A 21,896-nucleotide genomic window follows, 5' to 3' on the forward strand; every position below is an offset into this window, starting at 1 on the left:
GGAGCAGGCCTTAGCGTGTGCTGGGTCAGCCGGTTGAATACACAACAATAATAAGAGGACACACTATGAAACTCGACAACAAGATCGTGCTGGTGACCGGGGTTTCCTCGGGTATCGGTGCAGCCACTGCAAGTCTGCTGCGTTTTCACGGTGCGCACGTGATAGGCATAGACCTAAAGGCCCCGAACATGACCCTGGACGGCTTTGTCCAAGGTGACCTGAGCAGTGCCGAGCGTATCGACCGGCTGTTGCCGCAATTGCCGACACGGATCGACAGTCTGTGCAACATCGCCGGGGTCCCGGGCACTGCAAATCCGCTATTGCTGGCACAGGTCAATTACCTGGGGGTGCGCCACCTGAGCAGTGCGTTACTGCCACGCCTCTCGGCTGGCGGCAGCATCGTCAATGTTGCCTCAATCCTCGGCGCCGAGTGGCCACAACGCCTGGATCTGCACAAGGCGCTGGCGCGCATCGAAGGTTTTGCCACCGCGCAAGACTGGTTGGCCGAGCACCCGGTCCCCGCCGAGACCTGCTACCAGTATTTCAAGGAAGCCTTGATCGTTTGGAATTACCTCCAGGCCCAGCCTTGGTTTATGGAACATTCCGTGCGCATGAACAGTGTGGCGCCAGGCCCCGTTTTCACGCCCATCCTCAGCGACTTTGTCAGCATGCTCGGTGAGTCCCGAGTCCAGGCTGATGCCCATCGCATAAAACGCCCCGGTTATGCCGATGAGGTGGCGGCGGTTATTGCTTTCTTGTGTGCCGACGAGTCGCGCTGGATCAACGGCGTCAACCTGGCAGTCGATGGCGGATTGGCCTCCACCTACATCTAAAGCTATGTGGCGAGAGGGCTGCCCCCTCGCCACACGTGCAACGCTATGCCGAAAATAAAAATAATGAGGAGCGTCTATGGACAACGTTAAACGTTGCTTTCGTTTCAAAAATTGCGCCCTGTTTCTGGCGTTATGCAGTGCAGGCGTGATGATCGAGAGGGTCGAGGCCGCGCAAATGGACCTCGGTGATTCCGATTGGAAACTGCGCTGGGACAACACCATCAAGTACAGCCAGGCTTGGCGTCTTCAGGGGCATGACAGTCGTTTGCTCAATGCGCCAACCGCTAACGGCCTGTATCCCTCGATCCAGAGCCAGGGCGATAAAAACTTCAGCAGAGGCCTGGTCTCCAATCGCCTGGACCTGTTTTCCGAAATGGACCTCAGTCGGAAAAATTACGGGCTGCGTGTGAGTGGTGCGGCCTGGTACGACGATATCTACAACCAGGACACCGACAGCAGCGAGCAACCGCACTTTCTCCGCGAGACCCGCAAGCTACATGGTCGCGATGGCGAAATCCTCGATGCGTTTGTGTTCCTGCGAGGTGACCTCGGCGAAGATTCCCAGGGTGTGGTGCGGTTGGGGCGGCATAGCCTGATCTACGGCGAAAGTCTGTTCTACGGAGGCAACGGGATTGCCAATGCGCAGGGTCCAACTGACGTGGTCAAGTTGCTTAGCGTGCCGGGGACCCAGTTCAAGGAGATCCTGCGTCCGGTCAATCAGATCTCCGGGCAGTTGCAGATCAACCCGCAGTTGTCAGTGGGCGCTTACTACCAGTTTGAGTGGGAGCGTTCCAATCTGCCCGGCGCCGGTAGTTACCTGAGCGATGTCGACGCCATCGGCTACGGTAGCGGTTCGCTGCATGAGGTTTTTGGTAACGACACCGTGAATGGCGGTGATCTAAAACCAAGGAATTCGGGGCAGGGCGGCATGCAGATCCGCTTCAAACCGACCGGGACTGAACTGGAGCTGGGTTTTTACGCTGCGCAGTATCACGACAAAACCCCGATTGGGCTGTATGCCTACCTCGACGGCGCAGCGGCGGCGGCCACCGGTTTGCCCATCCTGGGCTCGTACCGTCAGGTCTACGCCGAAGATATCAAGACGGCTGGCGTCAGCTTTTCCACCGCCTATGGCCCGTTCAACTTTGCCGGTGAAACCTCCGTGCGCTGGAATGCGCCATTGGTGAGCAATCTGCAAGTGGTGGCAGCGGGCATCGATGCCGACGGCGACAACCACTCGCTGTTTGCTCGGGGCAAAACTGCGCACGCCAACCTGTCAGCGATTTACCTTTTATCACCGACCGCTTTTTGGGATGGCGGCTCGGCACTGGCCGAACTGGCCTGGAACCGAACCCTAAGTATCACTGAGAACGCGGCGGCTCTGGATGCCAATACGACCCGTGATGCGACGGCGTTACGCGTATTGGTGGAGCCAGCGTACTTCCAGATTGTCGACGGGATCGACCTGACTGTGCCCATCGGCATGGGCGTGGTGCTCGACGGGCGCTCTTCGGCGGTCAACAAGTCGGGTTTCGGCAATACCCATTCCGGCGACTGGAGTGTCGGGCTCAAAGCCACTTACTTGCAGCGTTGGGACGTTGGCCTCAATTACGTGAACTTCTTCGGTGCACCGAAAGCCGGGCTGCGCGAGGACGGGAATTTCAGCTATGGGCAGTCGCTGGCTGACCGCGACTTCGTCTCGCTCTACGTGAAAACCTCATTCTAATAAGGTGGATTCGCCATGCAGAACACAGTATTTATCAACACCTGCGTCCTTACCCTGGCGCTTGCTGGCATGAGCCTGACACAGGCAGCGGTGTCGCCTGAGCAGGCAGCACGCCTGAAATCCGAGCTGACGCCCCTTGGCGGTGAACGGGCGGGTAACGCCGATGGCAGCATTCCAGCCTGGGAAGGTGGTTTCACCCAGGTCGCGCCGGGTTACAAGCCGGGTGATAAACGTCCCGATCCATTCGCCGGCGAGAAACCGTTGTACTCGATCAAGGCCTCGAACATGGAGCAGTACGCCAGTGAACTGGCCGAGGGTACCAAGGTTCTGTTGAAGAAATACCCGGACTACCGACTGGACGTTTACCCGACCCATCGCTCTGCAGCCGCCCCGCAATGGGTGTATGGCAATACCGCCAAGAATGCCATCCGCGCCACGCTGGACGTTGAGACCGAGAAAGTCACTAATGCCTACGGCGGCATTCCGTTCCCGATTCCGGAGAATGGTGCGCAAGTGCTGTGGAACTACCGCCTTTCCTGGCAGGGCGGCGATACCATCAACTCGCCTTTTGACACGTGGCTGATGACAGCGGGCGGCAAGAAAGTCCAGGCGACTCGTGCCCAGTACACCTACCAGTTTCCCTACTACGTCGAAAACGGCAGTCTGGAAAACTTCTCCGGCAAATACCTGATTGGCAAACTACTCACCGAACTGCCATCGTCCAAGGCCGGTGAAGGCCTGATGACCCATTGGGACCTGGACCCGGCTAACCGCGCGGCCTGGCAGTACCTGGTTGGTCAACGCCGGGTGCGTCGAGCGCCGAACATCGCCTACGACACGCCGGACTTCGTCACCTCGGGGGTTGGACTGTTTGATGAAGCGTTCATGCTGTTCGGGCCTACCGATCGCTACGACCTCAAGTTGATGGGCAAGAAAGAACTGATCGTTGCCTACAACAATAACCGCGCCGGTCTGGCCAAGAGCGATGACTTGGTCAAGCAGAACTTCCTCAACCCCGATTTGGTGCGTTGGGAGAAACATCGGGTCTGGGTGGTCGAGGCCACGCTCAAACCGGGTAAACGCCATGTGGTGCCGCGTCGGACCTACTACATCGACGAGGACTCTTGGCAGATCCTGATGGCTGACGGTTATGACGCTCAGGGCAAACTTGGACGCCAGATGTATTCGCTGACGCTGCTGGCACCGGACCTGCCAGCGCTCACCGCACAGGTTATGTGGGGCAGTTATAACCTGGACACTGGTGCCTACTTCCTCAACTCCTCAAGCAATGACTTGGCGGTGCAGTACCAGAAAGTTGCAAAACCTTCCGCCTCATTCTTTACGCCGGATGCCATGGCCAACGAAAACATGCGTTGAACCCTGGGCGGCTGTGGCGGGTGAAAGCCCGTCGCGGTCGCGTGCGTTTTTCCAAGCGGGATAAAGACATGAACGTTGAAAGATTTTTTGCGAGTTTCGGCCTGCGATGGGGGGGCTGCGCCCTGGCGTTGTGTCTGTTGGCGAGCACGTCCTTCGCTGCGCAGGCTGGGACATTCGCGGTACTGCAGCAGCAGGCAGTGCTGACGAGCAAGGCCTCGCGCGCGGTATTACTCGGGTTGGCTCGGGCCGGGGACCGTTTGGTGGCTGTCGGAGAAAGGGGCATCGTGTTGCTCTCGGACGACTCGGGAAAAAGTTGGCGCCAGGCCAGTGTGCCGGTCAGCGTCAGCCTGACGGCGGTGCAATTCGTCGACGCCGAGCAGGGCTGGGCGGTTGGTCATCTGGGCGTGGTGTTGCACAGCGAAGACGGCGGTGAAACCTGGCACAAGCAGCTCGATGGTGAACGCGCCGCCAAGCTGGCAGTGCAGGCCGCGCAGCGTATTACCGATCAGCCGGGTGGTGCCAACCACCTGGAACAGGCACAGCATCTGCTGCGCGACGGGCCGGACAAGCCCTTTCTCGATGTGTACTTCAGTGATCGACGGCAGGGTTACATCGTGGGTGCCTACAACCAGATCTACCGCACGGACGACGGCGGGCAAACCTGGCAAGCCTGGATGCAGCATGTGGACAACCCGCAGGGCCTGAACCTGTATGGCATCCGCGCCTCGGGCACTGATCTGCTGTTGGTGGGGGAGCGCGGTTTGCTGTTGCGTTCGACCGATGCCGGGCAATCCTTCCAGACCTTGAAATCACCCTATGAAGGCAGCTTTTTCGGTCTGCTCCGCACCCGTGACGGCGCCTTGATTGCCTACGGTTTGCGTGGCAACGCCTGGTGGTCCGATGATCGCGGCAACCGTTGGCGGCGCCTCGACACTGGCGTGGAGTCAACGCTGGCGAGCGCCATCGAGTTGCGTGACGGCAGCCTGCTGATGGCCAGCCAAAGCGGTGAGCTTTTGTTCAGCCATGACCAGGGCCGCAGTTTTGTAAAACGTCTGAGCCGCAGTGGCACGACCGTCGCGGCCGTGCAGCAAGCGGCCGATGGCAGTCTGGCCAGCGTCGGTTTGAGTGGCGTGGCCGCCGACCAGGCCCCACAGGCAACCGGCAAACCTTGAACCTTCATGGTGCAGTGCTATCGGGCCTTAGCCCGTGCAACAGGAGTCAGACTTGAAAGACGACAAAATCCAAACCGTGATCGGCCGCCTGGCAGACTTCGACCAGACTTCAGGCAACTTTGCCGAACGGGCGATCTTCAACCATCGACCACTGGTTATCCTGCTGTGTCTGCTGGTGACCTTGCTGTTGGGTTGGCAGGCCACCCGTGTCGGCATCAACGCCAGTTATGAAAAGACCATCCCGACCGGCCACCCCTATGTCGCTAACTTCTTGGAACATCGCAGCGAGTTGAGCGGCTTGGGCAATTCGCTGCGCATCGCCGTGGAGGTCAAGGAAGGCAGCATCTTCACCCAGGACTACCTTGATACCCTGGCCAAGCTCAACGACGAACTCTACCTGCTGCCGGGTGTCGACCGCCCTTACATGAAGTCGTTATGGACTCCGACCACGCGCTGGACGGCTGTGACGGAAGAGGGCTTGGATGGCGGCACGGTAATCCCCGATGACTACGATGGCTCCGCCGCCAGTATTGAACAGGTGCGGACCAACGTCGCCCGGTCCGGCGAGGTCGGACAGTTGGTAGCCGGCAACTTTAAATCCAGTGTGATCTTTGTGCCCTTGCTGGATATCAACCCGCAGACCGGAAAAGCCCTCGACTCCGGCGAGTTTTCTCGGCAACTGGAAGCCCTACGGGACAAGTACCAGACGGATAACCTGCGGATTCACATCACCGGTTTCACCAAAATCGCAGGCGACCTGATCGAGGGGTTAACCCAGGTCCTGCTATTTTTCGTCGTCGCGGTCTTGGTAACCATGGTGGTGCTGTATAGCTACACCCGCTGCGCGCGCAGCACTTTGATGGTGGTGACGTGTTCGCTGGTGGCAGTGCTCTGGCAGCTGGGTCTGCTCGCCATCCTCGGTTATGAGCTGGACCCCTACTCGGCGTTGGTGCCGTTTCTGGTGTTCGCCATCGGCATGAGCCATGGCGCACAAAAGATGAACGGCATCATGCAGGACGTTGGGCGCGGCACCCACCGCGTGGTGGCCGCGCGTTATACCTTTCGCCGTCTGTTCGCCGCAGGCATGACGGCGCTGCTCTGTGATGCAGTGGGGTTCGCTGTGTTGCTGTTGATCAATATCCGAGTAATCCAGGACCTGGCGATAACCGCCAGCCTTGGTGTGGCGGTGCTGATCCTCACCAACCTGATCATGCTACCGATCCTACTCAGTTATATCGGGGTCAGCCCGGCAGCGGCACAGCGCAGCCTGAGCTCGGAAACCGCCGAGCTGCAAGCGCAGATCAAACATCCGTTGTGGCGTTTTCTCGATTTGTTCACTCAGCGGCGCTGGGCCATTGGCGCGATGTTGGGCGGTCTGCTGCTGGCAGCACTCGGTTTTGCTGTGAGCCTTCATCTGAAGATTGGTGATCTTGATCCCGGTGCGCCGGAGTTGCGAGCCGACTCGCGTTACAACCGTGATGCGCTATTTATGACGCGCAACTACGCAGCCAGCTCGGATATTTTCGTGGTCATGATCAAGACCCCGGAAGATCAGTGCACTCGCTACCCCAGCCTGTCAGCGGTGGATGCGCTGGCCTGGAGGCTGGAGCAATTACCTGGCGTGGAGTCGACCACGTCCATGGCGGCGCTGAGCAAGATAGCCACAGTCGGTTACAACGAAGGTAACTTCAAATGGTATGAGCTGATCCCCAATGACGGCGCGTTGGGTGCGGTGCAGACCCGTGCACCGCGAGAGCTGTTCAACCAGGGCTGTTCGATGCTGTCGCTTTACGTTTACTTGACTGACCACAAGGCCGATACCCTGAACCGAGTGGTGGAGGCCAGCGAGAAATTTATCAGCGAACATCAGGTACCAGAGGTCAAGTTCATGTTGGCCGCTGGCAGTGCTGGCATCGAAGCTGCGACCAATATCGTGGTGAAAAAATCCATGCATGAAATGCTGTTCTGGGTATACGGCGCGGTCAGTCTGTTATGCCTGTTGACCTTCCGCAGTTGGCGAGCAACCCTCTGCGCGATGCTGCCATTGATCCTCACTTCAATTCTGTGTGAGGCGCTAATGGTGGTGTTGGGGATGGGCGTTAAAGTGGCGACACTGCCGGTGATTGCGCTCGGCGTGGGCATTGGCATCGACTACGCGCTCTATGTATTGAGCGTGATTCTCGCTCGAATGCGCGCCGGAGACACCTTGCCCCAAGCCTATTATCAGGCGCTGTTGTTTACAGGAAAGGTGGTATTGCTGACCGCAATGACGTTGGCAGTCGCGGTGTCGACTTGGGCGTTTTCGCCAATCAAATTCCAGGCTGATATGGGCATCCTGCTGGCCTTCATGTTCTTGGTGAACATGCTGGGCGCCTTGATCCTGCTGCCAGCATTGGCTTGGCTTCTGTTGCCGCAAAAGGTCTTTGCAAAAAAGCCTGAAACGAGGCCGCTTACGCAGTCAGTCAAGGAGCGCTAAGGGGGCAAAGATGGCTGCGCCAACGTTGACTTCGTCCTCCGGTTGAACAAGGCCGGTCATGTTGATCTAGATGGCCAGCAGTCAGTCATCCACTGAGTTTTTTGTAGGAAAAGTGCTGAATATTGCGGGTTTTGTTCATTCTAGGGCCGCAGGTTGCGGCTTAACCTGATTTCAGTCGAAGTGTCGTTTGTCAGCGGCACACGCTGGAGAAGTGAATGAACAATTATAAGAGTAATGATTGGCTCGGCCTGAGCGGTGCTGTGTGTGTAGTGACAGGGGCCGCAGGCGGCATCGGTGCAGTTGTCGCGCGTGAATTGGTCAAGCAAGGTGCTTCGGTCGTATTGCTTGATTTGGATGTCAGCAAATGCACCGAGCTGGCCGCGAATTTGAGTGAGCACAGTGAAGTGCCAGTCAGCGCCTTAGCCTGTGATATCAGCGACCCAGACAGTGTTCGGCAAGCCGCTGCGCAGGTTCAGGCACGCCATGGCCGTTGCGATGTTCTGGTCAATAACGCCAGCGTCCTGCGCGCGGCGTCCCTCGAGACCATAACGCTTGAACAATGGAATCAGGTGCTTTCGGTCAACCTCAGTGGCTACTTACTGTGCGCCCAGGCATTCGGGCAGCAAATGCTCGCTCAAGGCCGTGGCCGTATCATTAATATCGCCTCTATTGCCGCCCATTCGCCGCAGCCTTGGAGCGGCGCTTACAGCACTGCCAAGGCCGGAGTCGCGATGCTTTCACGACAGTTCGCGGTGGAGTGGGGCGACCGTGGCATCCGCAGTAATGCCATTTGCCCTGGGCTGATCCGTACCCCCCTGTCAGCAGCCTTTTACGCCGACCCCGACATCGAACGACAACGTTGCGCCATGACTGCCAGCTGCCGCATTGGCGAGCCGCAGGACATAGCCGATGCCGTGTTATTTCTGGCCAGTGCGCGATCCAGCTATATCAACGGTACCGAATTGGTAGTAGATGGCGGTTTTGAAAGTATGCCGATGGCATTGTTGCCGCGGCCAGGTTTCGTGGGGGCGCGACCATGAATCGGGTGTGCGATGTGCTTGTCATCGGTGCCGGGGCGGGTGGGCTCAGTACTGCAATTGTCGCGAAAAAGGCCGGTCTTGATGTGATTGTCATTGAGAAGGCCGATTTTTTTGGAGGTACCACGGCATTTTCTGGCGGGGTTCTGTGGATTCCCGACAACCACCTTGGCAAGGCGCAAAACAGCGGCGACAGCCTCGACTTGGCCAGAACCTACTTACGTGCTGAGGCCGGCAAGCATTACGACGCGCCGGCGGTGGAAGCGTTTCTGGAGAACGGCCCGAAGATGGTCGAGTTCTTCGAGCGCGAGACCTGCGTCAAGTTTGTGCCCACCTTATATCCTGACTATCACCCCGACGCGCCCGGGGGGCTCGCCATCGGCCGTTCGATCCTCGCCGCGCCGTTCGATATTCGAGAGTTAGGGGCTGATATGAAGCGTTTGCGGCCCCCGCTTAAAACCATCACGTTCATCGGCATGATGTTCAACTCGTCCAACGCTGATTTAAAACACTTCTTCAATGCTACGCGCTCGTTGACGTCGTTCATTTACGTGGCCAAGCGGCTGGGTACGCATATGCGCGAGATGATGATGTATCGGCGCGGTACTCAGGTGACCAGCGGCAATGCCTTGGCAGCGCGACTGGCCAAGTCGGCGCTTGATCTTGGCATTCCTATTGTCACCGGAGTCGCCGCTCGGCAATTACTCAAGGAAAAAGGTTGCGTTACAGGTGTGCTGGCTTCTGGCGCCCAAGGCGAATTTCGCATCGATGCGCGCCGCGGCGTTGTCTTGGCGAGCGGTGGCTTCTCCCATGACACGCAGCGATTACGCGAGGCTTACCCCCATGTGAAACGCGGAGGCGAGCATTTTTCGCCGGTACCCGACAGTAATACTGGCGACAGTCTGCGAATGGCTGAAGCAGTGGGCGGGCAAGTGGATATTTGTCTGCAAGCAGCGGCTGCTTGGATGCCGGTCTCGAAAGTGCCAACCGGTGACGGGGAGTTCACTGCATTCCCGCATCTTCTGGATCGCTACAAGCCCGGCATCATTGGCGTCGATGTCGCCGGGCGACGCTTCACCAATGAATCCAACTCTTACCATGACGTCGGCGAGGCCATGATCAACAACGACGTGACGCGCAGCCAGACCGCCATGTGGCTGGTCTGCGATGCCCGGACGCTGGGCAAGTACGGCCTGGGTTTTGCCAAGCCATCCCCCATGCCTCTGGGTACGTTGTTGCGCAATGGTTACCTGTTAAAGGGCCGTACGCTGGCTGAGTTGGCGCTCAAGGCGGGCATTGACGGCCCCGGGCTTGAGCAAACAGTTGAGCGCTACAACCAAGGTGCAAGCGTAGGCAAGGACGTTGAGTTCGGTCGTGGTACGACAGCATTCAACCGCTTCCTCGCGGATCCGCAACATAAGCCTAATCCCTGCGTGGCACCCATCGGTGCCGGACCTTACTACGCGGTCAAATTGGTGATGGGCGATTTGGGGACTTTCGATGGGCTGCGAACCAGCACCGTGGGTGAAGTATTGGACCAGAAAAACAGCCCGATCCCAGGGCTCTATGCGGTGGGCAATGACCGCGCCAGCATCATGGGTGGGAATTACCCCGGTGCCGGCATCACCTTGGGACCCATCATGACGTTCGGTTTCATCACTGGCCGTCATTTGGCCAAGACCTCTTTGGGCACTGAAAACACCGAACAGGAGCAGGTCGCATGATCCTATCCAAACCAGTCGTTGATCATCGCATTTACACCATCGTGCCCCGCGGGATGGCTGAATTTCTCAACGCGTTCGACCAGTTGGCGATGCCTCTGCTGCTCAAGCATTTGGGCGCACCGCTGGCGTTCTACACCAGTAGCATCGGCCCGCTGAACCAGGTGGTTCATCTATGGGGTTACGACAGCCTCGACGACATGGAAAAGCGCAGCATGGCTCGCGACAGTGATCCAGATTTCGGCGCTTATCTACAGGCGACCCGTCATCTGATCGTGGCTCAGGAAACGTGCATTATCAGACCGGTGCACTTGGCAAGCTTGGATCACTCCAAGTAAGTGACCTACACGATTGAGTCACCACAATAATAAGAATGAGGGACACTCGATGGACCAGCAAAAAACGATTGATGTGAGTGAGTGGATCGATACTCACCCGGTGGGTCGCTTTCAGAGATGGGTTGTATTTTTCGGTTTTCTGATCATCGCCCTTGATGGTTTTGACGTCGCCATCATGGGCTTTATAGCACCGCAGTTAAAAGCGGAATGGGGGTTGGGGCCGCAGGCGTTGGGTCCGGTACTCAGCGCTGCGTTGATTGGGTTAGCGGGCGGTGCATTAACGGCCGGACCGCTGGCTGATCGGTATGGCCGAAGGATCGTGCTGCTATGCAGTATCGGCTTGTTTGGGGGGCTGACCATCGCTACAGCCTTCGCCTCGGATGTGCAAACCTTGGTCGCTTTGCGCTTTTTGACCGGCCTTGGTCTGGGCGCCGCTATGCCGAACGCAAGTATCCTCGTGAGTGAGTACGCACCGGCACGCAGCCGTTCATTCTTCATCACCGTCGCTTTTTGCGGTTTCTCGTTAGGGGCAGCAGTGGGAGGTTTTGCCAGTGCCTGGATGATCCCGAATTTAGGATGGCAAAGTGTGTTGGTACTGGGCGGCGTCTTGCCGTTACTGGTGCTACCGATCCTGTATTTCAAGCTACCGGAGTCGGTGACCTTTCTGGTGTCGCAGCGTGCGGCGTCTGAACGTATTCACGCCATCATGAAGCAGCTGGCACCTGGTCTGGTGACTGCAAACATAACGTTTCTGATGCCCCAAGTGGGCAAGCCTGCGGCTGGCGCCATTGGTCTGGTGCTATCGCGGCGCTATCTGTTTGGCACGCTGATGCTCTGGGTCGGCTACATCATTGCCCTGTTTATGGTTTACCTCTTTAGCGGCTGGTTGCCGACGTTGATAAAAGAGGTCGGCCAATACAGCGTTGCTGATGCGGCTGTGGTCACCGCTATCTTTCAGGTTGGTGGTCCAGCGGGTGCCATTTTCGTGGGCTGGGCGATGGATCGTTGGGGCAAGCGTAACGTGTTGACGCTTGCATTTTTGGGCTGCGGTGTGGCGATCTTTGCCATCGGCCAGTCCACCGGTCATTTTGTTTTACTGTGTGCAGTCGCCTGTATCGTCGGCTTCGGGCTCAACGGGGTGTCCGTCGGCATGAACGCCTTGGCGGCCAGTTATTACCCCACTCAAGCCCGCGCCACGGGCGCTAGCTGGATGAGCGGTGTCGGTCGGATAGGGGCTGTTTTGAGTGCATTCGCAGGTGCGCAGATGCTCAGTCTGGGTTGGTCGCTGGCTGAGATCTGCATGACGATGCTGATTCCGGCTGGCGTTGCCGCGTTGGCGATTTATTGCCAGTGTCGGCACGCCTCTCTATTGACACAACCTTTGCAATCGGCCGAGAAGGTAGCTCTATCGCGAGTGCCCAGACACACAGGGGAAAAGCTGGGGTGATTACGCGGGCCGTTACAAGAATGGGTCAAGCTACCGCGCGTGTTGGCCGAGCGCGCTGCGGTTGAGCGTTCACTGGCGCGAGGCGTGGGCCTGCTGGCGAAACTCGCTGGGGCTGAGCTGAGTGTGTTTGCGAAAGAATCGGCTGAAGTAGCCGACATCGAGATAGCCCATGCCATGGGCTATCTGCTTAACGCTCTGGGACGAATGGGCCAACTCGCGCTTGGCTTCAAGGATCAGCCTGGCGTTCAGCAAGGTCATTGGCGTCATTCCCAACTGTTCATGACACAGGCGTCCTAGGGTTACCACGGTAATACCGAGGCGACTGGCGTAGTCATTGAGCGACAGGTGTTCGCGAAAATGCTGATTCGCCAATTCGCGAAAGGCAATGATCTGCTGGCTACGTCGATCATGATGGTGCGCAGGCAGGCCTTCGGTGTCCTCGCTCAGGCGTAGCATCTGGATCACCAGTGCGAGGAGTAATGACATGCTGCACGCAACGTGCTCCCGCCCACGGCCGTGATACTCCTCGTACAACGCTCGGTACAGCGGCATCAGCGGGTTATCGACTGGCGCCCAATGCGGTAGAGCAACGATATAGGGCTTCTGGATCTGCGGTAATAGGCGGGGGGAGAGCACCTGGATGATGTTTACCAGCGGGTGCTGGACGGCCGTAATCACATGCCCGTCGACCTGTCCGTGCCAAGCGAAGCCATGAACGATTTGTTCAGGGATAAATAGCAAGCACGGCGCCTTGACCTTGACCCACTGGTTGTCCAGTAGCACTTGGCCTTCGCCACTTTGCAGGTACAGCATCTGTAACAGCCCGTCGTGACGATGGGCGGCGATCTCCCAGTTGTAACTACCTGAGCGGTGTGAGATTGATTCGACGTGCAGGAAGTCATGCCAGACCGGCGGAGTCGACTCGCCGAACAGGACATAGTAGGGAATCGTGTTCATTATATTTATAGTCTACGAGAGTACCTGGGCCTTACCTTAGCGAATTTTTTTGGCGTTGGCTAATGCCCCTCTTAATGGGTGTAAAAGTCTCGATAGTTGTCGGTTTTGTCCATGCTTGGGCGTGCTGTCGTACTTGTAGGCGAGGCATCACGATTCGTTTAAATGCATCGATTTAATGGGTGATTAATAACAAAACCTAGTCACTGTTTGCGTTGGGTGATTGTTGATGAGTACTGAAGCGCAGCATTTTTCGATCGATATCGCCCATTAACAGGCGTTTAAAAAACGACGTGGATTAGATGAAATGCTTACGGGTCGCAGCGTTTATTTTTTCTTGAAAAAGTCATCAGCGACGAGCGTTTTCTCCGTCGAAAAAATGGACTCGTATATTGCTTCATGTGGAACGCCACGGACTAACCATGCGCTAGCGTTATAAGCACGGGCCTTATTGAAAAACGCTAGGTGCCTCTCGTCTCCGAGCTCAAAGAGTCTGAATTGCTGCTCCTCCATGTCGGCGATAAGTTCGTCGAACAGCACGGGATCATTTTTTGAAAGTGCGACAACTATATCGGCTGTGTTTAAGCCAGCTTCATTGGCTGCCCACAAAACGATACGCGTTGCCACTTCCATCTTTTTGCTTGGGATAATAGCGTCCAATGCCTGTTGAACATCTGGATAGGTGGACGCCAATCGTGCAGGTATTGCCTTTTTTTCCGTAGTGCTCATTGCAGACTCCCGATGGCTTTTTGATCACCCCGCGAGCGTTCATCTGCTCGGCGGCCCTTCACCTTTATAAAGCGGCCAGTTAATCGGGTGTTTTTCAGTTCACTGGCTGGCCGGCAAGCACTCTTGCTGCGATGTAACCGAAGGTCATACCCGGACCGAGAGTGATGCCACCGCTAGGGTAATGGCCGTTCATGATGCTGTTCATGTCATTGCCCACGGCAAACAGCCCTGGAATGGGCGAGTCGTGTTCGTCTAATGCCCGCGCGCAGGCATCGGTCTTTAGACCGGCGAAGGTGCCAAGGCTGCCGGGCGCCAGCTTAACCGCGTAGAACGGCCCTTTGCGCAGGCTACCAAGGGACGGATTTGGCCCGTGTAGAACTTCGCCTTGGGCTTTGTTGTAGTGCGATTCTCCGCGATGGAAGAGCGGGTCACGACCCAGTTCGGCGTCAATGTTAAAGGCGCTGACGGTGGCTTCCAGTTGTTGCTCATCGATGCCGCATTGGCGTGCCAATTCGATCAACGTCGGGGCCTTGAACAGGTAGCCCTCGCGTACGTACCGCGCAGTTGGGAACGGAAAAGGTTTGGACCAGCCCAGACCATAGCGACGTTGGGCGTGGTGATCGCAGATCAGCCACGATGTCGGGGTTTCTCCGGAACCCGTGGCTGCAAACAGTGCGCACATGTAGTCGTGGTAGGAGTCGGCTTCGTTGACGAAGCGTCGGCCATCGTTGCGCACGGCGATGAACCCGGGTTTGGCTCGTTCCATCAGGTGCGGAAAACCGCTGAACCCCCCATCTTTGCGCTGCACACGCGACACCGGTGCCCAAGCGGCGGCATTGCTCAGGTCGGATGCCACGCATGCCCCGACGCTCTCGCCCAGGCGCAGGCCATCGCCGGTGTTGCCCTTGGGCGCTGCGCTGAAATGTTCGGTGCCATGGGGCGCATGCTTGAAAAGGCGTGCGATGCGCTGCCGGTCGTGGGGGAAACCACCGCAAGCGAGCACTACACCACGTCGGGCTCGAATTTCGATCAAGCGTCCGGCAGACTCGACGCGTGCCCCGACCACCCGCTCACCCTCACGTAGCAGTTCTCGCACGGGCGTGTCAGTCAGCAGGCGGACCTTGCAATCCAGGGCGCTTTTGAGCAAGCGGGCGACCAGTGCATTGCCGTTCACCAGGTGCATGCCCCGACCATGACGGAGCAGGTCGCGGGCGTGGCGCAACAGGCGCTTACCGGCGTAGAGCAATGAGGACGGTGACTGGCGGGCATTGAGAAAATGGTTGAGGTCGGCGCCGCCGGCAATGCCCATTCCTGCCAGGCTAATCATGTCGAGCGGGCGTCGTAGTTTGTTGATCCAAGGGCCAAGGAGGCGACCGTCAAAGGGTTGCGCACAGACCGAGCGCCCCCCTTTTGCGTGGCCTTCGCTGGCGTGAAAGTCAGGCATTTTGCTGCCGGAGAAAAACTGCACCTCAGTATGGCGTTGGAAAAAATCAACCATCTTCGGGCCTTGTTCTAAGAACGCCTCCACGCGAGGGTCGAGCACTTCGCTGTGCAGTTCGTTACGCAGGTACACCCTCGACTGCTCCACGTCTTCAACGATGCCGTCGGCGATGGCCAATGGGTTGCGCGGAATCCACAGCCAGCCCCCTGACCAAGCGCTGGTGCCGCCTAGTTGCGGCTCCTTTTCCACCACGATGACGTCAAGGTTCAGTTGCCCGGCAGTCACCGCCGCTGCCAGCCCAGAGGCACCAGAGCCGACGACTAGGACATCACAAAGCAGGGGGTCGCTGATGCACATAAAAAATACCGCGAGAGTGAATGAGGTTGGCCGCTCCCGATCAGAAGCGGCGCGATGCTGCGACGGGGTTATTTGAGCGGGGAAAAGTCGGTCGGACGCAGCAGTCGCGACTCCAGCGTCACCACCGCATCCAGCGCCTTGTTCTGCCGCGCGAATTCCTGCCAACGCGCATCTGCCGCCATGGCGTTGCGGCGTGTCATGCGATCGTCAAGGCTGTCATAGCCCCAGATGTGCACCACTTGATTGACCTCACCTATTTCGGTGGTGAAGAAGCCAACCAGATTGCCCAAGTGTTCTTGCTGCACGGCCAATGCGGCGCTTTTGTACAGGGCCAGCCAGTCGCCGAGCTTGGTTGGTTTAATCGTGTAGGTGCGCAGTTCGTAGTACATGGTGTTCTCCAGTGCAGGATGGTTATGTCGTGTGTTGATCGAGTCGGCGTGCAATATCGCTGGCGGCGAGGTAACCGAATGTGATGCCGGGGCCGAGGGTGATTCCGGGACCTGGGTAGGTGCCGTCCATGATTGAATTCATTTCGTTGCCGGCGGCGTAGAGTCCGGGGATCGGCGTGTTGCTGCGATCGAGCACGTTGGCCTGGCCATTAGTGACGAGTCCACGGGCTGAACCCAGGTCGCCGGTAAACAAACGCACGGCATAGAACGGCGCCTTGAGCAGCGGTTTCAGGCATGGATTCGGCTGATGTAGCGGGTCGCCCATGTACCGGTTGTAGGCCGTACTGCCCTTGCCGAACTGGCGGTCGACACCGTGTTCGGCATCGGCGTTGAACTGCGCCAGGGTGTGCTCCAGAGCGCTCGCGTCGATGCCGGCGATGCGCGCCAATTCGCTGAGGCTGTCGGCACGCAGCAGATAACCAGCCTCGATCAGAGCACTGTTGTCGACGGGGCGCGGTCGTGCCAGGCCGATGCCATAGTTGTTCAGGGCTTCGCTGTCACAGATCAACCAACAGGGGGCGTTCGCGCCGTTATTGGCGAACATGCCCTCGACGAAACAGTGGTAGGAGTCGGATTCATTGACGAAGCGTTGTCCGGCACGGTTGACCGCGATCACGCCAGGTTTGGCGCGGTCGGTGACCAGATGCGGAAAGCGTTCTATGCTGCCGTCGGCCTTGTGCAACACAGAGACCGGGGCCCAGAAGAAATTCGCCGACAGGTTGTGACCGATTGCAGCGTTGACCGACGCAGCCAACCGTTGCCCGTCACCGACGTTGGCGGGCGGTGACATGCTCCAGTGCTCCGAATCAGTGTATGGCCGCTGTTCTGCGGCATGCGCTCCTGCAGCAAAGCCGCCCATGGCCAGCACCACGCCGCCACGCGCGAATACCGAACGGGTGACTCCCCCTCTGGAAATCTGCACCCCCTTGACCGAGCCCTGTTCGGTGATCAACTCCTCGGGCGTCGCCTGGAGCCATATATCGACTCCGTTGGTCAGGGCAGTGGTGGCCAGGCGCGCGATCAAGGCATTGCCTACGGTCAGGCGGGTGCCGCGTGGGTGGCTGAGACGGTCGATGGCATAACGTCCCATCAGTTTCAGGCAGTGCCAAAGGGACTTCGGCGAACGCTTGAAACTCAAAAAGTGTTGAATGTCGACACGGTTGACCATCATGCCGCCGAACAGCAGCATGCCGTCCGGGGGGCGTTTGAGGGCTTTGAAATGCTCACCAAGGCGGCGCCCGTCGTACTCGTCTATTTCCAGCGCGCGGCCGGTTTGAGTGCCTCCCGGCAAGTCCGGGTAATAGTCGGGCGAGAGCGGCCGCAAGCTATATTTGAGTTCGCTGTGGGTTTCAAGGTACCGCAGAGCTTCACGCCCCTGCTCGATGAAGGCATCGATCAATTGCGGGTTGTAGCCAACACCGATCACTTCTTTCAGGTAACGGCGCATCTGTTCGGCGGGCAGGTGATGCCCGGCGACCCGGGCCTGATCGGTATCGTGCAGCCACACAGCCCCACCGGAAATCGCCGATGTACCGCCGAAGGCATTGGTCTTTTCCACCAGCAGGACCTTGAGACCGTGGCAACTGGCAGTCACTGCGGCGGCGAAACCGGCGGCCCCGCTACCCAGGACAATCACGTCATAGGTCAGGTCTGCATCGGCAGGCGGCAGAGAGGTCGTAGTGTTCATTGTTAACGCCTGTTAAGGACACGGCCGGAAAATCAGATATCCAACGGAGTCACGCCGATGAAGTGACCGAGGTTGCCCAACTGGGCCAGGGCCATTTGGGGGCCAGTCTGAATTGGGCAGCCGAGGCTTCGGGCAAAGGCGAGAAACGGTGTCACCGCGGGTGATGTCACGACATCGGCCACCAGGGTGTTGGCGCTCAGGGTTTCCATCAGCGCTGCTGGCAAAGGCAGGGGCCCGTCATCGCGGGTTGCCCCCATGCCGACGGGTGAGGCATTGACGACAAGGTCGAAGTGCTCAAGCGAAGCCGGCCTGGTACTGATCACACTCTCGGGGAACGTGCTGCGCAAGAGTTCACCCAGCACCTCGACACGCTCGTGACTGATGTCGCTGATCACCAAGTGGCTCACCCCGGCTTGGCACAGCGAATACGCAATTGCGCTTCCCACGCCGCCAGTGCCAATTACCAGGGCCTGTTTGTTTTTTGGATTGAAACCCTGCTTGCGAGCAGCGTTGAGAAAACCTTCGCCGTCCACGATATCGCCCACCAGTCGGCCGTCGGGTTCGCGGCGAATCACATTGACCGAGCGCAGCGCCGCCGAGCGGTCACTGACGCTGTCCAGGCGGCTGGCCAACATCTGCTTGTAAGGCACGGTCACCACGCACCCGCGCAAGTTTTGCCAGCCGCGCAGGGTCTGTAGGAAGTCATCCAAAGCCGGCTGCGCAAGGTCGATGGCGAGCATGACGACGTTCTGCTGGTGGTCGGCGAACCAGCGATTGAAATTTTCCGGCGATTTCACCTGGGCTACCGGTGAGCCGACGATGGCGACCAGTTCAGTCGAACCCTGAATCATGGGATGTTCCCGCTTATTGGCTGTGTTGTAGGGCCAATACTGCAAGCGGTGAACACAGCGAACAATCGAGCCTGAGGCTGGTCAGGTTGATAATCGCATTGTCAGTGCGATAATCGCAGTCAATGTGCAATAAAAGAGTCCAAGTGATGAAGCAACCCACCATCCACCCACGGGATTTGATCGTCGGCCTGCAAAAAGGCCTTGCGCTGTTGCAGTTGTTTTCTCAAGAGCACCCGCGTCTGAGCGTGCCTGAAGTAGCGCGCATGGCTGGTATGACCCAGAGCGCTGCCCGGCGTTTTCTTCTGACCTTGGTGCATGACGACTTTGCGCAGACTGACGGCCGCCATTACTGGTTAACCGCCAAGACCTTGCGTATCGGACAGGCTTATGTCGATTCTGCCGTGCTGCCGCGTATGTTGCGGCCCATTGTCGAGCAGGTGGCACGTACCACCCAGGAGCATGTGTCGGTAGGTGTTCGCGACGGTGATGACATTGTGCATGTGGTGCGCAGTCGTTATAGCCACATAACCTCAATGTCGATCCGCCCCGGGTCACGGGTGCCGATGTACTGCACCGGCAGCGGACGACTGTGGCTCGCGAGTTTTTCGCAGGAAGCGCTTGGCGCTTACTTCAAACGCAACCTGCCTCAGGCCATTACGCCTTACACACTCACCGACGAAGCAATGATCCGCCGCGAAATCACCTTGGCGGGCGAGCGGGGTTACGTAATGGTGGATCAGGAATACGAAGTGGGCATGCGGGTGCTGAGCGTGCCGCTGATTGATAGGGAAGGGCAATTGCAGGCAACGTTGACGTTAACGACTCACGCGTCGCGCATGACTGTTGAGGAGATGCGTGAACGGTATTTGTCGGCGCTTTACGAAGGACAGGCGCTTTTACGGCCAATCATGACGCTTTGAATTTCATGAGCCATTGAACGGCGCATCAGCGTGCAGTGCTTGTGTGCAGGGGCGATCTTTTGATACGGGGGGCAAAAACCGGTATCAAAAGATCGCAGCCTTCAGCAGCTCCAAGGTGGGTTTGTTGTCTATTACGCCGCCTTGGTTTTCAACGCCTCGGCAATGTAATCCGCTTGTCGAATGGCCAGGCTGACGATGGTCAACGTAGGGTTCTCTGCCGCGCTGGTGGTGAACTGACTCCCATCCGAGATAAACAGATTGGGCACTTCGTGGCTCTGGCCATGTTTGTTGCACACCCCATCAGCTTCTTTAAGGCTCATGCGGCAGGTACCCAGGTTGTGGGTTGAAGGGTAGGGCGGAACGCGGTGGGTTTTCAGCGCGCCCACCGCTTCGTACACCGCGCTGCCTTGTTTGAAGGCGTGTTCGCGCATGGCCAGGTCATTGGGGTGATCGTCGTAGTGCACGTTGGCCACGGGGATGCCCAGGTGGTCCTTGGTGTCACTCAAGGTGATGCGGTTGGTCTCGCGGGGCATGTCTTCGCCCACCAGCCACATACCCGCCAGGTGCGTGTAGTTGTCCATCACGCGGGTAAAATCCCGGCCCCAGGCACCCGGATTGAAAAACGCGGCCATAAACGAAGGTCCTAGGGAAATGGTCTCCATTTCATAGCCGCCGACAAAACCGCGATCCGGGTTGAAACGCGACTCGTCACTGATCAATCCCGCCATGATCGTGCCGCGATAAAAGTGCACCGGGTCGCTGAATTCAGCAAAAACCGAACCGGTGGTGTGGCGCATGTAGTGCTTGCCGACCATGCCCGCCCCGTTGCCCAAGCCGTGTGGAAACATCGAGCTGGAGGAGTTCAGCAGCAACCTCGGTGTCTCGATGGCGTTGCCGGCAATGGCCACGATGCGGCCTTTTTGCCGCTGCAACTGGCCCTTGGCATCGGCATACACCACGGCGTTGGCGCGGCCTTTGGCGTCGTGTTCAATGCGCACGGCATGCGCCTGGGTACGCAGATCAAGCTTGCCGGTGGCTTCAGCGGCGGGGATCTCGGTGTAGAGCGTTGACCACTTCGCGCCCATCTTGCAGCCCTGAAAACAGAACCCGAGCTGCATGCATTGCGCGCGTCCATCACGGCCACGGCTGTTGATCGCCATGTGCCCGGTCGAGCACTCCTTGTAACCGAGTTTGGTGGCGCCGTTGTACATCACCTGGAAGTTGTTATTGCCTGGCAGTCCGGGAATATCGTTCGTGCGTGTAACCCCCATCTTGTTTTCGGCGCGCTCGTAATAGGGTTCCAGCTCGGCCAGGGTCAAGGGCCAGTCCAGCACGCTGGCGTCTTTAACGTCGCCGTACATCTGGCGTGCGCGAAACTCGTGCTCTTGCAGGCGAATACTGGCGCCCGCCCAATGGGTGGTGGTGCCGCCCACGGTTTTGCAGATCCAGGCGGGCAGGTTGGGGAAGTCTTTGGCAATCTGCCAAGAGCCCGATGTGGTGCGGGTGTCGCCCCAGGACAATTGTGCAAACGAAGGCCATTCATCGTTGATGAACGTCGCCGGGGATTGCCGTGCGCCGGCCTCAAGCAGCACCACCGGGATGCCCTTTTGGCACAGCTCGTTGGCCAGCGTGCCGCCCCCAGCGCCGGAGCCGATGATGATGACCACTGAATCGTCGTCAAAACTGTAAGTCGTCATGCTCGCTGCTCCTCAAGAAAACGCACGGGGACTGGCTTCGGCTGGCGCGGCGGGTAGCCACTTCAGGTCATTGAAGCCACGCATCAGGTAGCCACCCTTGGGAAAGGAAGCCCCTTCGTAGCCAAAATGCTCATAAGCCAGTTCATTGCTGTAGAGCGAGTTGACCGAGGTTGCGCGCACCTGTTTGAAAAACGCTGAATCCTGGATTTTTTCGAGCAGGGCGACTTGCTGGTTTTCATTGAGGCTCGACCACTTGCCGCCTGCCAGGCTGTCCAGTTCAGACAAGCCTTTCTCAAGCTGTGGCAACACGGAAGGATCGGCAGACGCGCGCTCATCAAGCGCCTTCACGGCAAAGGCGTAGACAGCGTCTTCCATACGGTCATGGGGATAAATGCGGCGCACCACGAGCAGCAACTTGGATGCTGTATCGCTGGGCAGTGTGTTCATTTCCATGGCCCATGACCGGCTGGGAGCCAGTAACGCAATGGGGCCGGAGCCGAACATGAGGGTGCCTAACAAAAAACCGCCACTTCCTTGCAGGAAACGACGACGATTGACCTTTAGGTCTTGCATGAAATGTCTCCTTCTTATTTTTATTTAGGAGTAACAGTGTCACAGGCAAATCATAGATCGCGGGTTCACGGGAAAGGTCATAGGGCGCTATGGCGTAACACCTGTCCCGTC

The 21,896-nt window shown here is 58.2% G+C and carries 18 protein-coding genes and 1 pseudogene; 10 read left to right on the forward strand and 9 right to left on the reverse strand.

Annotated elements, in window-relative coordinates; genetic code table 11:
* The first annotated feature begins 65 nt into the window (after positions 1-65).
* The 4 genes and pseudogenes from RHM56_RS09600 to RHM56_RS09615 all read left to right on the forward strand — a co-directional run.
* Complete coding sequence (locus RHM56_RS09600) at positions 66-833, forward strand: coniferyl-alcohol dehydrogenase (RefSeq protein ID WP_322240864.1); 768 nt, start codon at positions 66-68, stop codon at positions 831-833.
* Positions 834-909: 76 nt separating this feature from the next.
* Positions 910-2,559 (forward strand): DUF1302 domain-containing protein, encoded by a 1,650-nt coding sequence (locus tag RHM56_RS09605; RefSeq protein WP_322240866.1) that lies wholly within the window; start codon positions 910-912, stop codon positions 2,557-2,559.
* Positions 2,560-2,574: 15 nt separating this feature from the next.
* A complete protein-coding gene (locus RHM56_RS09610; protein ID WP_322240868.1) occupies positions 2,575-3,936 on the forward strand; it encodes a DUF1329 domain-containing protein in 1,362 nt (453 codons plus the stop codon).
* Positions 3,937-4,004: 68 nt separating this feature from the next.
* Positions 4,005-4,730: pseudogene (locus RHM56_RS09615) on the forward strand (WD40/YVTN/BNR-like repeat-containing protein); the annotation flags it as partial.
* A gap of 150 nt (positions 4,731-4,880) precedes the next feature.
* On the opposite strand, the gene RHM56_RS25945 reads toward RHM56_RS09615, so the two are convergent.
* Positions 4,881-5,027 carry a hypothetical protein gene (locus RHM56_RS25945; protein WP_416194910.1) on the reverse strand — a complete coding sequence of 49 codons (147 nt, stop codon included), beginning with the start codon at positions 5,025-5,027 and terminating at the stop codon, positions 4,881-4,883.
* Between the two features lie 133 nt (positions 5,028-5,160).
* Between RHM56_RS25945 and RHM56_RS09620 the strand changes: the two genes are divergently transcribed.
* The 5 genes from RHM56_RS09620 to RHM56_RS09640 all read left to right on the forward strand — a co-directional run bounded on the left by RHM56_RS09620 (position 5,161) and on the right by RHM56_RS09640 (position 12,127).
* Positions 5,161-7,584 carry an efflux RND transporter permease subunit gene (locus RHM56_RS09620; RefSeq protein ID WP_322240872.1) on the forward strand — a complete coding sequence of 808 codons (2,424 nt, stop codon included), beginning with the start codon at positions 5,161-5,163 and terminating at the stop codon, positions 7,582-7,584.
* Between the two features lie 215 nt (positions 7,585-7,799).
* A complete protein-coding gene (locus RHM56_RS09625; RefSeq protein ID WP_322240874.1) occupies positions 7,800-8,624 on the forward strand; it encodes an SDR family oxidoreductase in 825 nt (274 codons plus the stop codon).
* Complete coding sequence (locus RHM56_RS09630) at positions 8,621-10,345, forward strand: FAD-dependent oxidoreductase (protein ID WP_322240876.1); 1,725 nt, start codon at positions 8,621-8,623, stop codon at positions 10,343-10,345. The genes RHM56_RS09625 and RHM56_RS09630 overlap by 4 nt, the downstream gene beginning before the upstream one ends.
* Positions 10,342-10,680, forward strand: a complete 339-nt coding sequence (locus RHM56_RS09635; protein WP_322240878.1) for an NIPSNAP family protein — start codon at positions 10,342-10,344, stop codon at positions 10,678-10,680. The genes RHM56_RS09630 and RHM56_RS09635 overlap by 4 nt, the downstream gene beginning before the upstream one ends.
* Positions 10,681-10,729: 49 nt before the next feature.
* A complete protein-coding gene (locus tag RHM56_RS09640) occupies positions 10,730-12,127 on the forward strand; it encodes an aromatic acid/H+ symport family MFS transporter (RefSeq protein WP_322240880.1) in 1,398 nt (465 codons plus the stop codon).
* Positions 12,128-12,196: 69 nt separating this feature from the next.
* On the opposite strand, the gene RHM56_RS09645 is transcribed toward RHM56_RS09640, so the two are convergent.
* The 6 genes from RHM56_RS09645 to RHM56_RS09670 all read right to left on the reverse strand — a co-directional run bounded on the left by RHM56_RS09645 (position 12,197) and on the right by RHM56_RS09670 (position 18,595).
* Positions 12,197-13,084: a helix-turn-helix domain-containing protein gene (locus RHM56_RS09645; RefSeq protein ID WP_322240882.1), complete on the reverse strand. Its 888-nt coding sequence runs from the start codon at positions 13,082-13,084 to the stop codon at positions 12,197-12,199.
* A gap of 324 nt (positions 13,085-13,408) precedes the next feature.
* Positions 13,409-13,810, reverse strand: coding sequence for a hypothetical protein (locus RHM56_RS09650; protein ID WP_322240884.1), 402 nt, complete (start codon positions 13,808-13,810; stop codon positions 13,409-13,411).
* A 94-nt stretch (positions 13,811-13,904) separates the two neighbouring features.
* On the reverse strand, positions 13,905-15,608 hold the full coding sequence (locus tag RHM56_RS09655; RefSeq protein ID WP_322240886.1) for an FAD-dependent oxidoreductase: 1,704 nt from the start codon (positions 15,606-15,608) through the stop codon (positions 13,905-13,907).
* Between the two features lie 68 nt (positions 15,609-15,676).
* Positions 15,677-15,997, reverse strand: a complete 321-nt coding sequence (locus RHM56_RS09660; protein WP_019408258.1) for an NIPSNAP family protein — start codon at positions 15,995-15,997, stop codon at positions 15,677-15,679.
* A 22-nt stretch (positions 15,998-16,019) separates the two neighbouring features.
* Positions 16,020-17,744 (reverse strand): FAD-dependent oxidoreductase, encoded by a 1,725-nt coding sequence (locus tag RHM56_RS09665; protein ID WP_322240888.1) that lies wholly within the window; start codon positions 17,742-17,744, stop codon positions 16,020-16,022.
* A gap of 32 nt (positions 17,745-17,776) precedes the next feature.
* Positions 17,777-18,595, reverse strand: coding sequence for a shikimate dehydrogenase (locus RHM56_RS09670; RefSeq protein WP_322240890.1), 819 nt, complete (start codon positions 18,593-18,595; stop codon positions 17,777-17,779).
* 146 nt (positions 18,596-18,741) lie between these two features.
* Here RHM56_RS09670 and RHM56_RS09675 point away from each other — a divergent pair, with 146 nt between their 5' ends.
* Positions 18,742-19,515, forward strand: a complete 774-nt coding sequence (locus RHM56_RS09675; RefSeq protein WP_322240892.1) for an IclR family transcriptional regulator domain-containing protein — start codon at positions 18,742-18,744, stop codon at positions 19,513-19,515.
* A 131-nt stretch (positions 19,516-19,646) separates the two neighbouring features.
* On the opposite strand, the gene RHM56_RS09680 is transcribed toward RHM56_RS09675, so the two are convergent.
* Both RHM56_RS09680 and RHM56_RS09685 read right to left on the reverse strand, forming a co-directional pair.
* Positions 19,647-21,212 (reverse strand): GMC family oxidoreductase, encoded by a 1,566-nt coding sequence (locus tag RHM56_RS09680; RefSeq protein ID WP_322240895.1) that lies wholly within the window; start codon positions 21,210-21,212, stop codon positions 19,647-19,649.
* Positions 21,213-21,224: 12 nt separating this feature from the next.
* Entirely contained in the window at positions 21,225-21,785 is a 561-nt protein-coding gene (locus tag RHM56_RS09685) for a tat (twin-arginine translocation) pathway signal sequence (RefSeq protein WP_322240897.1), read from the reverse strand.
* Between the last annotated feature and the right edge of the window lie 111 nt (positions 21,786-21,896).

This window comes from Pseudomonas sp. CCC3.1, from assembly GCF_034347405.1.
Classification (GTDB): domain Bacteria; phylum Pseudomonadota; class Gammaproteobacteria; order Pseudomonadales; family Pseudomonadaceae; genus Aquipseudomonas.

What these genes read in the sequence shown, in the direction of transcription:
- RHM56_RS09640 (WP_322240880.1), top strand. Translation starts at nt 10,730, where the DNA reads ATGGACCAGCAAAAAACGATTGATGTGAGTGAGTGGATCGATACTCAC.
- RHM56_RS09600 (WP_322240864.1), top strand. Translation starts at nt 66, where the DNA reads ATGAAACTCGACAACAAGATCGTGCTGGTGACCGGGGTTTCCTCGGGT.
- RHM56_RS09655 (WP_322240886.1), bottom strand. Translation starts at nt 15,608, where the DNA reads ATGTGCATCAGCGACCCCCTGCTTTGTGATGTCCTAGTCGTCGGCTCT.
- RHM56_RS09675 (WP_322240892.1), top strand. Translation starts at nt 18,742, where the DNA reads ATGAAGCAACCCACCATCCACCCACGGGATTTGATCGTCGGCCTGCAA.
- RHM56_RS09645 (WP_322240882.1), bottom strand. Translation starts at nt 13,084, where the DNA reads ATGAACACGATTCCCTACTATGTCCTGTTCGGCGAGTCGACTCCGCCG.
- RHM56_RS09635 (WP_322240878.1), top strand. Translation starts at nt 10,342, where the DNA reads ATGATCCTATCCAAACCAGTCGTTGATCATCGCATTTACACCATCGTG.
- RHM56_RS09660 (WP_019408258.1), bottom strand. Translation starts at nt 15,997, where the DNA reads ATGTACTACGAACTGCGCACCTACACGATTAAACCAACCAAGCTCGGC.
- RHM56_RS09630 (WP_322240876.1), top strand. Translation starts at nt 8,621, where the DNA reads ATGAATCGGGTGTGCGATGTGCTTGTCATCGGTGCCGGGGCGGGTGGG.
- RHM56_RS09685 (WP_322240897.1), bottom strand. Translation starts at nt 21,785, where the DNA reads ATGCAAGACCTAAAGGTCAATCGTCGTCGTTTCCTGCAAGGAAGTGGC.
- RHM56_RS09680 (WP_322240895.1), bottom strand. Translation starts at nt 21,212, where the DNA reads ATGACGACTTACAGTTTTGACGACGATTCAGTGGTCATCATCATCGGC.
- RHM56_RS09670 (WP_322240890.1), bottom strand. Translation starts at nt 18,595, where the DNA reads ATGATTCAGGGTTCGACTGAACTGGTCGCCATCGTCGGCTCACCGGTA.
- RHM56_RS09605 (WP_322240866.1), top strand. Translation starts at nt 910, where the DNA reads ATGGACAACGTTAAACGTTGCTTTCGTTTCAAAAATTGCGCCCTGTTT.
- RHM56_RS09665 (WP_322240888.1), bottom strand. Translation starts at nt 17,744, where the DNA reads ATGAACACTACGACCTCTCTGCCGCCTGCCGATGCAGACCTGACCTAT.
- RHM56_RS09610 (WP_322240868.1), top strand. Translation starts at nt 2,575, where the DNA reads ATGCAGAACACAGTATTTATCAACACCTGCGTCCTTACCCTGGCGCTT.
- RHM56_RS09625 (WP_322240874.1), top strand. Translation starts at nt 7,800, where the DNA reads ATGAACAATTATAAGAGTAATGATTGGCTCGGCCTGAGCGGTGCTGTG.
- RHM56_RS09650 (WP_322240884.1), bottom strand. Translation starts at nt 13,810, where the DNA reads ATGAGCACTACGGAAAAAAAGGCAATACCTGCACGATTGGCGTCCACC.